The organism is Candidatus Kuenenia stuttgartiensis, assembly GCF_900232105.1.
Lineage (GTDB): Bacteria > Planctomycetota > Brocadiia > Brocadiales > Brocadiaceae > Kuenenia > Kuenenia stuttgartiensis_A.
The window spans coordinates 4,188,326-4,204,403 of record NZ_LT934425.1; the positions used below are offsets into that span (position 1 = coordinate 4,188,326).

The 16,078-nt window shown below is 42.9% G+C and carries 8 protein-coding genes and 1 pseudogene; 2 read left to right on the forward strand and 7 right to left on the reverse strand.

What is annotated here, in order from left to right:
• Positions 1–139 precede the first annotated feature (139 nt).
• Positions 140–1,171: a radical SAM/SPASM domain-containing protein gene (locus KSMBR1_RS19550; RefSeq protein ID WP_099323534.1), complete on the reverse strand. Its 1,032-nt coding sequence runs from the start codon at positions 1,169–1,171 to the stop codon at positions 140–142.
• A gap of 267 nt (positions 1,172–1,438) precedes the next feature.
• On the opposite strand from KSMBR1_RS19550, the gene KSMBR1_RS19555 reads away from it, so the two are divergent.
• Positions 1,439–2,455, forward strand: a complete 1,017-nt coding sequence (locus KSMBR1_RS19555; protein WP_099323925.1) for an IS110 family RNA-guided transposase — start codon at positions 1,439–1,441, stop codon at positions 2,453–2,455.
• Positions 2,456–3,599: 1,144 nt separating this feature from the next.
• On the opposite strand, the gene KSMBR1_RS19560 is transcribed toward KSMBR1_RS19555, so the two are convergent.
• The 4 genes from KSMBR1_RS19560 to KSMBR1_RS19570 form a co-directional block, all read right to left on the reverse strand.
• On the reverse strand, positions 3,600–4,586 hold the full coding sequence (locus tag KSMBR1_RS19560; protein ID WP_099326785.1) for a hypothetical protein: 987 nt from the start codon (positions 4,584–4,586) through the stop codon (positions 3,600–3,602).
• 220 nt (positions 4,587–4,806) lie between these two features.
• Positions 4,807–4,983: a hypothetical protein gene (locus KSMBR1_RS21360; protein ID WP_157820744.1), complete on the reverse strand. Its 177-nt coding sequence runs from the start codon at positions 4,981–4,983 to the stop codon at positions 4,807–4,809.
• A 96-nt stretch (positions 4,984–5,079) separates the two neighbouring features.
• The gene (locus KSMBR1_RS19565; RefSeq protein ID WP_099326786.1) at positions 5,080–7,005 is read right to left on the reverse strand and encodes a right-handed parallel beta-helix repeat-containing protein; all 1,926 of its coding nucleotides are present in this window, start codon (positions 7,003–7,005) and stop codon (positions 5,080–5,082) included.
• A 60-nt stretch (positions 7,006–7,065) separates the two neighbouring features.
• Positions 7,066–11,760: an SBBP repeat-containing protein gene (locus KSMBR1_RS19570; protein WP_172953502.1), complete on the reverse strand. Its 4,695-nt coding sequence runs from the start codon at positions 11,758–11,760 to the stop codon at positions 7,066–7,068.
• Positions 11,761–12,573: 813 nt separating this feature from the next.
• Here KSMBR1_RS19570 and KSMBR1_RS19575 point away from each other — a divergent pair.
• Positions 12,574–13,947: an IS701 family transposase gene (locus KSMBR1_RS19575; RefSeq protein WP_099326788.1), complete on the forward strand. Its 1,374-nt coding sequence runs from the start codon at positions 12,574–12,576 to the stop codon at positions 13,945–13,947.
• Positions 13,948–14,104: 157 nt separating this feature from the next.
• Here KSMBR1_RS19575 and KSMBR1_RS19580 read toward each other — a convergent pair.
• Both KSMBR1_RS19580 and KSMBR1_RS19585 read right to left on the reverse strand, forming a co-directional pair.
• Positions 14,105–15,373 (reverse strand): annotated as a pseudogene (locus KSMBR1_RS19580) (IS1380-like element ISCku8 family transposase); the annotation flags it as partial.
• A 257-nt stretch (positions 15,374–15,630) separates the two neighbouring features.
• Positions 15,631–16,041, reverse strand: coding sequence for a hypothetical protein (locus KSMBR1_RS19585; protein WP_099323529.1), 411 nt, complete (start codon positions 16,039–16,041; stop codon positions 15,631–15,633).
• Positions 16,042–16,078 lie beyond the last annotated feature (37 nt).

Below are 16,078 nucleotides of genomic sequence, written 5' to 3' on the forward strand. Positions count from 1 at the left end.
TCAACCTCCTTTTCAGTATTTCTCGTAATTATTCAATATGAAGTGAAAGACCTCCCATCCCTTCCTATCTGCGAAGGAGGGGAGATAAGAAGTCCCCCCTTCAAGAGGGGATTTAGGAGTGTGTTTAATAATCTTGATATTATGCAAATATCACTTCCGTCCAAACCATGCGAGACCAGGGGTTTCCCGAAAACTCTTTCAGCCAGTCTACCTTCTTAAAATAATTCAAACAGAACCAACAGGGAAAATAATCTGAATCTCTAAATTTACCATTGCTGTAGTGTTCAAGCTTCTCTTTTTGAAATTTCCCACTAGCCTCAACCAAACTTACATAAGCCTCAGAAAAACTCATCTCATTCAAATTGCCTATTATATCATCGTTTCCCACATCTTCTCCATGTCCCGATAAATTACAGCACATGGTGACATTGCCTCGCCAGTCGATGTTAATCTCTTCCATTTTAAGCGAAGCGCAAGGAAAGAGTTCGGTCGTATAGTATCCCGATGCCATAACAATAGGAATGGAAAATGTTTTCTGGAGCTGACAGATGATAGTTTCTGTTTGCCTTCTTTCTATCGGCGAAATGTCCATATTTTCTGATACGATTCGGGGAGTTGAAATAAGATGGCCAAGCCTGAGTCCCCGGCCTCCCAGTTTTGCTGCAAGCATGGCTATTTCATTTAATTCACCCCGACTGTGGGACGTAATGACCGTATTGAAGGTGAAGGGAATATCTTTTACCACGCAAATGCTTACTGCCTGCATCACCCGGCGATACGAACCCTTTCCACGAAGCATGTCATGTGTTTCCTCCCTTGCACCTTCTAAACTAAAGGTAATTCCAGTAAGACTATTAAGATGCGGGAGCAACTTCTCATAAATTCGGGTAAAATTCCAACCATTTGTTACAAAGCCAAAGTTATATCCAGCTTCTGATACCATCGTGAGCATCTCGGTAAATCCGGGATGCAACGTTGGCTCTCCGCCAGTAAAGGAGATGTAATCAAAGCCATGCCCCCTGGCATTCCGGAGAATTCTTTCTAAGATTTCTATTTTCAGGTCTCCGTCACCACTATGCCTTCCATCAAGGCAATGATGGCAACTTAAATTACAGCGATTGGTAAGTTCTATCAATATTCCCGGCATTGTAGTATTACTGTATAAAAGCATCTCTTCAGCGTAAATATTACACGATTCCCAACGGTTTCAGGTTTACAACCGTTCGGCTGGGCTCACGACGAAGCCTGAACCTATCTGTAATTTATTTGTCATTTGTTCTGCTAATAGAAGGCTGGATTGAAAGTATAAAACATTTGGTTCAGGTTACAAACCTGATAATCATATAGAAGGCACCTCCGAGCGCACTCTTCATGGTAAAATGGAGGATACCGTGAAAGGCGATTGTTAAATAATAACAAAGTAAGGAGGGAGCGAGCAATGGGATATTTCGTAGGAATAGATTTACATGGTGATAATAATTATATTGGAATACTCGATGAGGAGGATCGGAAGGTATTCAAGAGGAGAAACCGTAATGACATCAATGAAATAAAGCGCGTATTAGAGCCATACAAAAAAGAAATAAAGGGTATAGTAGTAGAATCGACCTTTAACTGGTACTGGATAGTGGATGGTCTGATGGAGGCAGGCTATCAGGTACACCTGGCAAATACATCGGCAATGCAGCAGTATGAGGGATTAAAGTACATTGACGACACGAGGGATTCGTTTTGGTTGGCAAAGATGTTACGGTTAAAGATATTACCAGAGGGATATATTTATCCCAAAGAGACGCGGTCAGTGAGGGATTTACTGAGGAAGCGGATGATGTTGGTACAACAAAGGACAGCGCATATATTGAGTATGCAAACGATGGTAAACCGTAACAAAGGAGTACCGATAAGCGGTGATACGATAAAGAAGCTGAGTAACGAAGAGGTAATGGGGATGTTCAGCGACGTGCATTTGACCATGTCAGCACAGTGCGATCACGAGGTAATAGAGGTATTAAATAAGCAGATATACAAGATAGAGAAAGCGGTATTAAAGGAGGTGAAGCTAAAGAAGCCGTATAAGAAATTGCTCAAGGTGCCAGGGATAGGCGAAATCCTGGCAATGACGATAATGCTGGAGACTGGGAACATAGAGCGATTTAGTGATGTGGGGATGTATTCATCTTATTGCAGATGCGTATCGGCAAAAAAATTATCGAATGGTAAGAGCAAAGGGAAAGGAAACCGTAAGAACGGGAATAAATACCTTGCGTGGGCGTATGTGGAGGCAGCGCATTTTCACGTAAGATTTTGCGAAAAGGGAAGGAAATGGCATCAGAGGAAGGCGTCAAAGAGCCATGTAGTTCTGGCAACGAAAGCCTTGAGCAATAAGCTGGCCAGGGCATGTTATTACATAATAAAGGAGCAAGTAAACTACGACGAGAAAAAAATGTTTGGGTAGCAAGCAGATTAGGTGGTGCAAGGAACCGGTTGCGGGTTAGGTAACCAATCCATGAAACCTGATTGGAAGTTGTTCCACCTTTTATTATGAGTTGTGCCGGTAAAGGAATCGGCGAAAAAGAATATTCCATTCTGATCTGCCCATACCATGAGCCGTGAGGTTTTGGCCGTAGAGCCGAATATTCTGTGAATAACGATTGGACACTGGTATGGAACCGATGGTTTTCTGGGACAGAAGATAAGTCAGGGGCGGTGAGAAAGTCTTTCACAAAGCCTTGATCCCGATGGGTGAATGGTGCGGATGAGAACGATACCAAAACAATTGCGAAATACCACGGGCGTAGATAAACGTGAACGGTATAGTCATTTTCGTAAACAGCAGTAAGAGCGATTCCGTACTTGGAGGGGTATTCAAAACGTGAAAATGTAGATATTTTTGCGACCGGAGATATTTTGTCCTTGACAAAAGCCTTCTAATGAGTGTGAATAACGATTGGACACTGGTATGGAACCGATGGTTTTCTGGGACAGAAGATAAGTCAGGGGCGGTGAGAAAGTCTTTCACAAAGCCTTGATCCCGATGGGTGAATGGTGCGGATGAGAACGATACCAAAACAATTGCGAAATACCACGGGCGTAGATAAACGTGAACGGTATAGTCATTTTCGTAAACAGCAGTAAGAGCGATTCCGTACTTGGAGGGGTATTCAAAACGTGAAAATGTAGATATTTTTGCGACCGGAGATATTTTGTCCTTGACAAAAGCCTTCTAATGAGTGAACCCGCGAAAGTATCTATGCAGCGTAAACGACGCACGGCTCGTTCCAAAACCTTGTACTAAACATAGTGAAGTATCCAGTTTGGGAATGCTTATGGATAAGCCTCCTGGATTTTCTACGCAGACAATTCCACCCCCTTAATCCCCCGCCAGCGGGGGACAGGCTTGCCACGTCTCTTGCAGCTTTCATGTCGGGGGCATTCCCGGTTTTTTGTGACTTCTGCCATGTCTTAATGAAATGTACAGTAGTATCAACCCTGTCAGAGTTGTTTTACCTGTGTTACGTGTGTTCCGTGGTTCCGTTTGAAACCCTGGCCACATGAACGGTTACAAAAAATCGGGAATGCTCCTATTTGTGTCTTGGTAGCTAAACAATTAAACCTGATAAAATTTCTGAAATTCTCTCCGGCTCTTCATACAAATCGCGTCCTGCAAGGAGTTCGTAACTATCTGACTGAGATACAAGCCGCTTAATGGCCTCTAAATGTACATTGACCGCCTGACGTTTAAAAAATAGCGATGAACTTTGCCTCATCAATCTTATAAAAGCAGTTGTTTTATCTACGGGTATCAACATACTCTCAGGTTGAAGAACTATTTGGGTGTAAATCAATACCTTTGGAAAACAGCTTGGTTGAAATCGACCGGGGTAGACCGATTCTACATCTAAAAATCGTTTTGTATGGTTTCCCATTGCTGATCCCTTAAGATGAGGATCTATTTCAGGGAATTGCCGGGACAAGGCAGGATCAAGATAAAAATGCTTCCGAAAGGCCAGGGATTCTATCCCGTCCGCAGATGATCTAAGAAAAAGGGCATCGTCTGAGACATAGTGCCAGCCCTGACTGACCAAACTAAGGGCAGTGCTGGATTTTCCGCTCCCTGACTCCCCTAAAAACAGATAGCCCATCCCATCCCTGACAAGCCCGGCAGCATGAAGGTCGTAGAAACCCCGGGAAGAAAGGAGATGGATAAGGCCGACAAGAAAGAAGTTATACTTCGATAAAGGAGGTTTTTCCTTAAAAGAGCGATGAAGGGTTACGAGCCCTGTTCCCGCTTGAAGTTGGAGCTGAAAAACGGATAATCCGTCGGTGAGGTAAACGTGACCATCTGCCTCGTAAATCGAAGAATCATAGCCGTTGAGTGGTTGTGATGCCGTATATGGGATATGCGAGGGGACATCTGTCGCTACGAATTTCAATTCAATGTGAGCAGGCTTACCGCCATTGTATATTTGAGTAAAGGGGAAGGAATAGAAGAACTGCTCAATTTCATATCCAATCCCTTCCCCTTTCCACTGAACCCCAACGGTTATTTCGTATAAAGAATAGAAATTAACCCCTGCTTCAGTCATCTCAACTTCTTATCCTCCCAACCTCTCATCTTCCTATCTTCCCATCCTCTTTTTTATGAGTTTACTTATTATAACTAAATAAAGGCCAACAATATAATTTACCATAATAAGTTGCTTTTATTTATCCTGAGGGAAACGAAGGATCTTTCAGAGAAGACCCTTTGCGTTGTCATGGGTAAATGAAACCTTACATTATGATAAAATATTTCTTTATTTTCATTTACGGTGTAAAGGTACCAAATAGCCCATTGCCGGTAATTTTGGTTGCATCCCCGTGTTTCGTAAGCTTTGGTTCTACGAAGGTTAATTTGGGTTCTGCAAAAGGCTTCCTGGCGTGAGAATCACCTATCCCTGTAACTACCTGGCCTATGTGTCCTGCTGAAATTTTTTCTAACATTTTTCATTCTCCTATCATTGTTTTTTGTGAAGAATAACCACAGGGTACGCAGGGTATTTCTCCGTGCACCCTTCTGTGTTCAAAACATATTTCTGATTAAGGACGGAATCTGCCAAAGAATCTCTTACCCTTAGTCCTGGATTTTGTTTTCTTTAATTGCTTTTTGACTTGTGATGCATCTGCGCTCGTCACTTCCTGATCCGTTTGTTCTTCCGTCTCAAACCCCAACACGTCCACAACAAAAACAAACGACTTGCTCTCCGTTAAGCAAATAATGAAAGTGACATCTACCGATTCTCCCGGGCTTAGTACACCATCCGCATAAGCATCTGCTGTCAATGGAATGGTCATTGTTGCCCCTTCTCCACCATCCCCTCCGTCTGCATTATGGAGTAGATTTCCATTTGTCAATGTTTTAACCAAAACCACAAGGCCTGTAAGGGGCGGACTGCTGCTCTTGTTTGTAAGTTTGGCACCAAAGCTAAATTTTCCAACAAATCCAGGTGGACAATCGGTGGTATCAGTAGTAATCACGTAAGTTGAACGATCCCTTACAAATCTAACAAAGTCATTAACAATCCCTGGGTACTCTACTGCACCAATGTCGCATACAACACTACCATCGCCATTGCCATCTGTGCGAGGATTCCCAAGCTGGTCAGTTTGTGTATCAGGATAATCCTGATACACGTCATTGGCGCCTGCATCAATGGCAGGGCTGGTTGATAGCAGTGGGAAGTGGCCATTGCCAGGTGTCCCGTCATCGGTGAAGGCGCCCAAACCTGAGTCCCCTGTGAGGTCGCTTGGTTGAAGGATGATGTTGACGTGGCTACCAGTAGTATTGCCAATAAGATTATTGCCCAGTGATATGATATCACCGAAACAATCTTGCGCCGCCCCTTGTGACGCTGTATTTCCAGCAATGATGGTGTTTTGTATTTTTACGCTTGTGTTTCCTACGGGTGAAGCAATTCCGCCGCCGCCACGGCCAGCACTGTTTTCGCTGACGGTGCAGTTGATGAGCAAGCATTGTGCTAGAAAATTAACCCATATGCCACCACCATCGTGGTATGGTACAGTGTTATTAGCGATTGTGCTGTTAATAATTGTCATCGTGCCGGTTCTGTGGTGTATTCCGCCCCCCTCGAAAACAGAATAATTACCACTAATATCGGTGTTATTTATCGTCAGGTTTCCAGAATGATTGATGATACCACCACCGCCGCCACCAGTGCCGCCATTGTCAGCATTGTCTTTGACTGTGCAACTGCTTAACGTTAAATCTCCATTGTTTCCGATTCCACCACCAGCACTAACAGTTCTTCCTATGCTCTGATTGCTGCTGATGGTGCTGTTGATGATTGTCATCGTTCCCAGGTTCCATATGCCACCACAACTGGAATGGGCTATATTGTTGCTGATGATGCTACTGGTAATTATTGCCGTGCCTGCGTTATAGATGCCTCCAGCATCGTCACCGGCCATATTGTCGCTGACTGTGCTATTTTTTATTGTCAGTTTGCCGAGATTCCTGATACCACCGCCGTCATGTTCTGAATCCTCAGGAACTCGTTCAGTAGCAGTAGCACCTCTCATAACGGTTAGTCCATCTAACTCCAGAGTTCCTGTATCAGCAACATGAAAAATACGAAAAAAAGGTTCACTATCGCTACGTTCGATGATGGTGGTGTCAGCACCAGCACCTTTTATGGTGATATTGCTTCTGATAGAAGGTAAGCCCGTTGGTCCGTCGGTATGGGTGGTATCGTTATACACATCCGGCAGGGTATAGGTGTCAGCCGCCATGGTAATCGTATCGGTTCCCGGATGTTCAACTTCATTGTTAGCGTCATTGATTGCATTAATCAATTGTGAAACGTTACTGACAAGAAAATCAGTAGCATTAATGGTACGTGGCACAGATAGTGCGAAGACTGTGAATGAAATGAATAGCACCTGCGCATACCCCAAATAAGCAAAACTTCCATATCCCCTTTCCCTTTTGTTCCTTACCGTGTTCATATGCCGCTCCTTTTACGCTACGTGCGTTATGTGTAGTATGTGTTCAAAACATATTTCCAATTAAGGATGGAATCTGCGAAAGAAACCTTTTCTCATAAGTCCTGATCCTTTCCCGAATTTTGCAAGACCTGGTTTAATGTCTGTTGATTGGAGTTCTGCAACTTGTAAAGAATCTGTTTGTCCTTCCTTAATCCCCAATACATCCACAACGAAACCAAACGACTTGCTCTCAGTTAAGCAAATAATGAAAGAGACATCTACCGATTCCCCCGGGCTTAGTACGCCATCGGCATAATCACCAATATTTGGAACAGTCAACCTTGCTCCCACCCCGCCTGGTACTCCATCGGCATTTTGCAATACGTTGTTATTCGTTAATTCTACAACCTCCATCACGAGATCCGTAAGCGGAGGGTTATTTCTTTTGTTTTTCAGCGTTGCATCGAAACTAAACTGCCCCACAAACTCATCCCCACAACCGGTTGTATCAGAAGTAGTCTGATATGTTGATCGTACAGGTTTAAAGGCAACAAGGTCATTAATAATTTCCGGGCTTGGCGCTGGTGCTTCTCCAAGGACAATGTCTCCCAGTGCCGATGTATCCAAATAATTATTTGCCGTTCCTATCCAGACAACCTGTCCTTCACGACCCGACCAATCGTCGTCATCATTGTATCCCACACTAAAGCCAATGGTCATACCTGCCGTGGGGGTAATTCCCAGATTGCTCCATGGTATGGCCAGTTCTATACTATACCCGCCAGTAATTGTCGCCCAGGCATGCAATACGTCCGTTTTCTTACCATTTTTTTCAAAAAGTGTTTCATCATTCCATCCTTTAATGAACTGACGATCGTAACTATCGTATGTCGTACCGTGATTATGGTCGCCGTCAATATAGATCTCCACACTGTCATTTTCATGCACAGACGTTGAGTCATTATAGAGGGTATCATCCAGCACCTTAACACCTACGTAGAGGTAGGTATTATCCCAGAGTACCCCGAACGTTGCGGTGTTGTTCGTAGTCCCAATGACCACATTACTCACATCGGTTGCAATGTCCCATGCCGATTCGTCTAAGTTTCCATCCACGGCTAGATTCAGGCTCACATAAGGCACGGTCACCGGATTTGCGGAAAGATTACTGTCAAACTTTGATACAAAGGCATCAGTAGGACCGCCACTATAACCAGCAAGAGAAGGATCATATGCATCAGTGGTTGTTGGAAAGTCTGAAGACCAAGTCGCACCAGTCACATAGACATCTCCATTTGGGGCTATCGCTATAGACATGCAAAATTCACTGCTAGCTCCTCCAAGATATGTGGATGCAAGGAGGCTGGTTAAATCACTATTGAGCTTTGATACAAAGGCATCTTCGTTACCAGTGAGGATGCCGTTAAACGAAGTATCATAGGCGCCTCGAGTTGTTGGAAAGTCTGATGATGAAGTACTGCCAGCCACATAGACATTTTCCCATGAGTCTATGGTTAGAGAATAGCAAAACTCACCGGAAGACCCTCCAAGATATGTTGATGCAAGGAGTTTTGTTAGATCACCGCTTAACTTTGATACAAAAGCATTTGTCCAACCATCTTTAAAAGTATCATAAGCGCTAGCGGTTGTCGGAAAGTCTGCTGAGTTAGTCCAGCCAGCTACATATACATTCCCCCCTGAATCTATAACAATAGAACGGCCATAATCCCAATTAGTCCCCCCTAAATACGTGGATGCAAGGATGCTGGCTAAATCACCGCTGAGTTTTGATACAAAGGCATCTTCTCTATAAGTACTACCATTGTAAGAAGTATCATAGGCACCCGTAGTTGTTGGAAAGTTTGGTGATGAAGTACTGCCAGCTACATAGATATTTCCCCCTGAGCCTATGGCAATATCCTGGATCACCCCTCCGTTCAGAGATTTGGAAGCAATGAGGTTTGTTAATGTATCATTTAGTTTCAACACAGCAGAACCACGAGCCACATAGATATTTCCCCCTGAGTCTATGGCTATCGAATCGCCTGAACCCCAGCCAGATCCCAAATATGTTGAAGCAAGGAGGTTGGTTAGATCATTACTGAGCCTTGCTAGAAAGGCACTACCGGAAGTATTATAAGCGCCCGGGGTGGTTGGAAAGTCCGATGACAAAGTTTCACCCGTCACATATACATTCCCGCTTGCATCGAGGGCGATAGCATTACCATAATCATCGTCAGAACCCCCCAGATACGTGGATACAAGGAGATTTGTTAAATCGCTACTTAGCTTCGATACAAAGGCATCATGACCACCATTAAAAGAAGTGTCATAAACACCCGAGGTTGTTGGAAAACCTGACGTACTAGTCGAACCTGCTACATATACATTCCCACTTGAGTCAATAGTTACAGAAGTACCGTAATCAAAGCCACCGGAAGACCCTCCTAGATATGTGGATGCAAGAAGGTTGGTCAAATCACCGTTGAGCTTCGATACAAAGACATCATAACCATCATTAAAAGAAGTATCATAAGCACCCGGAGTTGTTGGAAAGTCTGATGACCAGGCCGAACCAGTTAAATATATATTCCCGTTTGAGTCTATGGCTATAGCGCTAATATATCCTCCACTATCTCCATATCCTCCACCCAAATATTTTGAAGCAAGGGGGCTGGTTAAATCACCAGTAAGCTTCAATACATTAGAACCACCCGTAATATATACATTCCCCTCTGAGTCTATGGCTATATCATTGCCAGCATCACTGGCAACCCATTCCAGATATGTGGATGAAAGGAGAGTGGTTAAATCACTATTGATCTTTGATACGAAGACATTAAAATCATAATAATCATCAAAATAAGTATCATAAGCACCTGGAGTTGTTGGAAAGTCTGTTGATCCTGTTGAACCAGTCACATAGATATTTCCCCCCGAATCTATGGCTATAGCATTACCAGAATCTTCGCCATCTCCTCCCAGATAGGTGGATGCAAGGAGGCTCGTTAATGCACTATTAAGCTTTGATACAAAGACATCGCTACCGCCATTAAAATAATCATCATAGACACCCGAGGTTGTTGGAAAACTTGATGACCCGGTCGAACCAGTTACATAGACATTTCCATATGAATCTATGGCTGTAGCACTGATAGATCCTCCACTCAAAGATGTGGAACCAAGGAGACTTGTTAACGCCCCATTGAGCTTAAATACGGTGTCACCCCCCCCCACATAAATATTTCCTCCAGTGTCTATGGCTATTGAAGTGCCTGCGTTTCCCAAATATGTAGAAGCAAGGAGGCTGGTTAGATCATTACTTAGCCTTGATACAAAGCCACTACCGGAAGTATTATAAGCACCCGGGGTAGTTGGAAAGTCTGTTGACCCGGTTGAACCAGTCACATAAATATTTCCCCCAGAATCTATGGCTATAGCATTGCCAGAATCTTCGCCAACTCCTCCCAAATAGGTGGATGCAAGGAGGCTGGTTAAGTCACTATTGAGCTTTGACACAAAGGCATAATCACTACCATTAAAAAAAGTATCATAGGCGCCGGGAGTTGTGGGAAAGTCTGGTGACCCAGTCGAACCAGTCACATAGATATTTCCCCCTGAATCTATGGCTATAGCATTACCATAGTCCGCACCAGATCCTCCGGATCCTCCCAAGTATGTGGACTCAAGGAGTGGGTCAATTACAACCTCCCGTGACCTGTCATAGTCTTCAAGTTTAAAACTATACTCATTACCTATTACAACATAAGCAGCCTCAATGTATTGTCTGTCACTGAGATCCCCCTCACCCCTACCCTTTCCCGCAAGGGGAGCGGAAGAACGGCTTTTTTTTGTAGTGGTAGAAGGAACTTTGGATTCCTGATAGACTATGGGCTTTGTGAACTTGACGATACCTAACGCCGTCTCCGCCTCAAGCAGTCCATCTTCATTTACTTTTAATGTCTTTGCACCGCTCAGTCTCAGTTTTATCGCCGTGGGGTCTGCGCCAGGCTTTACATAAAAGAGTTTTTCGACGTTATTCCCGTACGCCTTCAGTTTTAGTTCTATTCCATTATAAACTTCCCCAAGCGTCACCACATCATACGTCTGGATATTGGTCTTCCACTTCGATTGATCATTTCCTCTGAAGTCGTTCACAGTTGTGGTGGCCTTCTTTTCCCCTTTTATCTTACCAATCCAGCCGCCTACCATCTCCTCTTTCAATACTACTCCCCTTGTCCCTTGTTTCTTTTTATTTTCGGAATGGCCTTGTTTACCGTCATCCTGCTTCGTATCATTCTGTCCGCCAGCCTTTACTGACGGGCTATTTGCAGGCGAGTGATGATGCATACCGTCAAATCCCCCTGCATTTCCCTTTTCCCCTTTGTTAATGGGGGATTTATGAGGATTTACCGGTCTGTTGTGGGCATGGACGTCGGCCCCTCCATTTTTTCGTTGGGGCAGGGAATAGACAATCTCTCCATTCTTCGTTACAAATACCGTTCCCCCAAATGTGTTAGCATAGAACATTACCCTTTCATCGGTTTGCCCTTCATTGGCTATAAAAGGCATCTGAAGTTTCCTTGTCCTTTGAACAACCTCTGCCATACTCAATTGCTCATCCCCGGTCGAAGCCGGAGAGAGGTTTTTGATTACAGATTGCGGACTTATTGGTTTAGACAATGGTTTACCTGTATCAGCCAGGAGGATTTTGAAGAAAAAAACGACCGGCAAAAGAACCGCAAGTAATACAAAAAACTTGTTCTTCTTTTTCATTTTACCATCCTCCATTATTGATTATATGAAAACCCGTATCTCACAACGCACACTACTTTGAAACTACAAAATACTTTGATACGGAACATTGGCCAGCCACAAGGGTTGCGGCGCTACATTTCCATGCTTCCCCATGCGCCCTTAGGGAATGAGGTTTTTTGCAAATATTCATTAAAAAACCTATAGCATATAGCATATTAAAAATAATTCATTTGTATATACCCTATTTTGGGTGTATACAAATGGATGCCTACTTTTGGGTTAATGGATACATGCGTTTGCGCTTCTGTCAAACTACCGAAATACGACAGGCCTGAAGGATTGAAAGCATATAGCCAAGGGCTTGGGTCATACGCATCAACCTAACTTGGCAGTAGTTGTAAAGGTTAGCATTGCAAGAACATGTGATATTAAGTGTGGGTAGGTGAAGCGTTATCGTGCTTATTTATTTGTGCGTTGTACGCTGAGAGGATATAAAAAACCGGCATTTAAAGCAAGGGAGAGGTTAAAAACAACAATTTTTCAAAGAGAGGGCAAAATTTTTTTTAAATAAACACATTTTTTTCGGGACATACCTAAATTTTTTTGATATAAGGAAAATATAACTTACACCTAAATCCTGCAAACGATTTTCGCAATGCGAAAATCAGTATTTTCCACTACCAAGATTGGCAAAAAGCGATAACAGATATCCGTTTTTTAGCAATTGTGGTAGCGCTATTGTACTACTTTAAACATTACTTTGTTAAAGAAAGCGTCTGAAAAAATATTTTTAAGTCGTAAGTCGAGTCGGCCACAACTTATGACTTAGCAATGCTTTGCGATAAATATTTACTCTTGATTTTGCTCGTTACTTCCGGTATTAATTGCACTTGTAAATTTTTTACACAATCAATTACCGGAGCAAAGGATTTGAGTATTTTCAGAACAAACATACCGTTATTAAATAAATTTCTTGAACATTTTGCATCGTGTTTTACTAAAAAACAATTTGCAATGTTTCTACTTGTCGTCTACGCAATGTTTAAAGACTATAAAAGAAATTCACTGGAGGCCATGGCGCAAGCCGTTCATACGGATTACCAGAAATTTCAATGCTTCTTTTCTGAATCCAAATGGGATTTACCCGCATTAAAGCAGAAAAGAATGGACATTATCCAAAAACAAAGAACCACGGCATTGACAAAAGACAGCATCCTTACCATAGATGATACCGGATGTCCAAAGCCCTATGCTAAAAATACAGAGGCAGCCAAATGGCAATATTGCGGTCCGCTTAAAAGGCCGGAAACCTGCAATGTTGTTGTTGGCGCGGCATTTGTCTCAAAAACAAAACATTTTCCCCTGGATGTTATTCCCTACCTTCCTGCCGATGAGTTCGGGGAAGGGAAAAATGATCCCAAATTTAAAGACAAAATACAAATAGCAATGGATATGTTTGATGCTGCTTCTAACGTCTTTGATTTTTCAGCTATTGCCTTCGACACATGGTATGCCTCTCAACGGTTTCTCGAACATATTCACGCAAAAAAGAAACACTTTTTTTCAGAAATAAAATCAAACAGAAATATCTCCATGTACCATCCGGAAAAACAAAAATATTGCATAATCAAACCAGATGAGCTCGTGACCCTCATCAAAAAGCATTATGCCGACAAAACCAAGTATGTTACTTTAAAATCCGCGGATGGAAGTGAAGTTTCCTATAAAACCTACACGTTTGACGCCAAACTGAATGGTTGCAATGTCCCGTTGAAGTTTGTGGTAATTTTGGGAAAATGGAACAAGGAAGATGATAAAAAATATCATGTCCTTATCACCAATCAACTCGACGCCTCTGTAAAAACGGTTATCACAAACTATCTGTTGCGTTGGGGTATTGAACACTGTTTCAAGGAATTGAAGGATACTTTTTATTTCGATCATTATCAGGTAAGGCACATTGACAAGATTGAGCGATATTGGAATATTTGTCTGATCTCATGGACATTCGTTTACTGGATAAAACAAAACGCTTATCTGGATAAAATCATGGAAACAAAACCTTCTACCTTTAATGAATTCAAAAAAGCAATCAATTCCCTGCTTGAATTCTCATCAACAAACGCTTTATCAAAGAACGAAAAACTCTCACAAGAATATTTTAAAATTAAATCCGCTCGATTTAAGAAAAAAATCGCCGCTTAATTTTTAACAAAGTAATGCTTTAAACAAAAAGACATGAGAAATTGCCGGAAACGTGCTCCCTGATGCAATGAAAATCAAGGTAGGGATGTACTGTCTCCATCTGCGGTATACTTACCACTCTCAAAAGACTAAAAAAACGAAATACAACGTCGGTTTTCTACTGAAAAACTACATCCAGTGACATGCGTTCCCACTTTTCCCATTCCTCCTGATGGAGAAATTTCTCCGGCAATTTTAATGTCATCTGCCGGCTTCTCTCCACCAGTTTCCCTGCCACACGGATTAACCACAGTCTCATCGTCTTTACTTCCCACTGTTGTATCACTCCACCACTGAGCAATCCCATCCACTTCAAAAGATTATACGCTAACACCGCACACTGAAATAGCGCAGCATTGGCCAAAAATTCACCCGTACGTATGTGCCCCGCATTCATCTGTCCTTTACTCTCTTCTATCAAAGTCTCGCAGGTAGCCCTCTTTCCATAACAACGATGCGCTTCCATCGGACTTAACCGCTCCGTTGTAACGTAACAAAAATACTCATACACGGACACTTCTACTAATTTCTTTTCTCTTTTGACCAATTGCCGCACTGCCACAAAACGTCTCGCACGATCCCACCCTGCACATCGATACCAAAATTCAGCCTGTTCCCATCCTGGCTCCCCTTTCACCTCATTCCATTTCTGCCCTTCAAGCAATCCTTCCAGATTCTTCAGCTTTACCTTAATCAGATATCCCGCCAATATTGACTCAAGGTATTCAAGTAATTCTCCGGTAAAAAAACCGCTGTCTCCCCGAAATACCACCCTTACCCCCTTATTCATGTACGCCATACATTCCTTCATGAACTCTACTACTCCGTTACTCGTGTAGGCGCTTCCACAGCGGAACCAACTATGTAATACCTCCTTTGTTTCTGCAATAAATGCCATTAAGGGATGATACGCCTTCTGCCCCTTCTTGTGCGGATTATATCCTACCTCTGCACCCTCCTGTTTCCCATATACACCATCTACGGTAGAATCAACATCTATCCATACTTCGCAAAGAGCACTCCTGAGTTTATGGCCTGATCTCACCGCACGCTTCCATATCTTTCCCCTAAACCGGTGGATCACCCCCGTCAGTTCCACTATATCTCCCTGACTCGCCAGCTTCATAATACGTCCTATCGTAGTATCTACAGGTACCTCTTTCCACCCGGACATCTTCTTCAATACCTCATCTGTACACACCTTCATCACCTCTACCATCGATGTCGCCCCTGCTATCAACCCTATCACTACCATTTGTACCGCATCGACAAACTGATACCGGGCATTTGCTCCACGATCCTTATGGACCGCTTCATGGACTCTCTCCCGGAACATCAGCTTACCCATAAAATTCAATACCGGTAAAAGCCCTGCATGTACCGTTAAGTGCTACGTCTTAGAATAAATGCTCCAAAAATGCCCAATTAGTCTCAGAATATTTGAGTCTAATACCCAGCAAATGATTTGAAAAATCTTACCCAGCTACCCCGCCTTTTTTTTATCCTGCGTAAGTATTTCACTTGATTTTTTGTTCACGTTAAGAAAAATACATCGTTTACCCCGTTAGAAAGAAGTTCCGTCCGTAAGGCGGAGTAAAGCCTCATTAAATAGTTTGGAAGAGGTTAAAACCACTTCCAAACTTCCTAACGGCGGTTTACTTCCCAGTTCCCCGTTTTCACGAGGACAAGTTTTGTAAGATTTTTCCGGAACATAAAAAACTCAGGGCAGGAGGACCGAACGTTGGGAAACTTCATCCTCCTGCCCATTTCCCCCCTATACAAAGGAGGCAGTGCGTGAATATTATAGAAAAAATCCACAAGCATGAAAAGCTTATTGCGACAAAACAGAAGCCATGCTTTTGTCCAAAGTGCAAGAGTACCCATGTCAATTTCACCCTTCATGAATGCAGATATCGGTTGTTTCACGTTATTATCGACTCCCTTGTTCATACGATAGAATCTTTCCTGGGACGTTGGAAATGTTCCTTGTGCAAGAAGACGTTTACTTCCTATCCTGAGTATGCGCTCCCTTACAAGCGGTACGTAAAGGATCACTGTCTCTCCTTCAGTCAGGCTTATGTCAAAGATGATA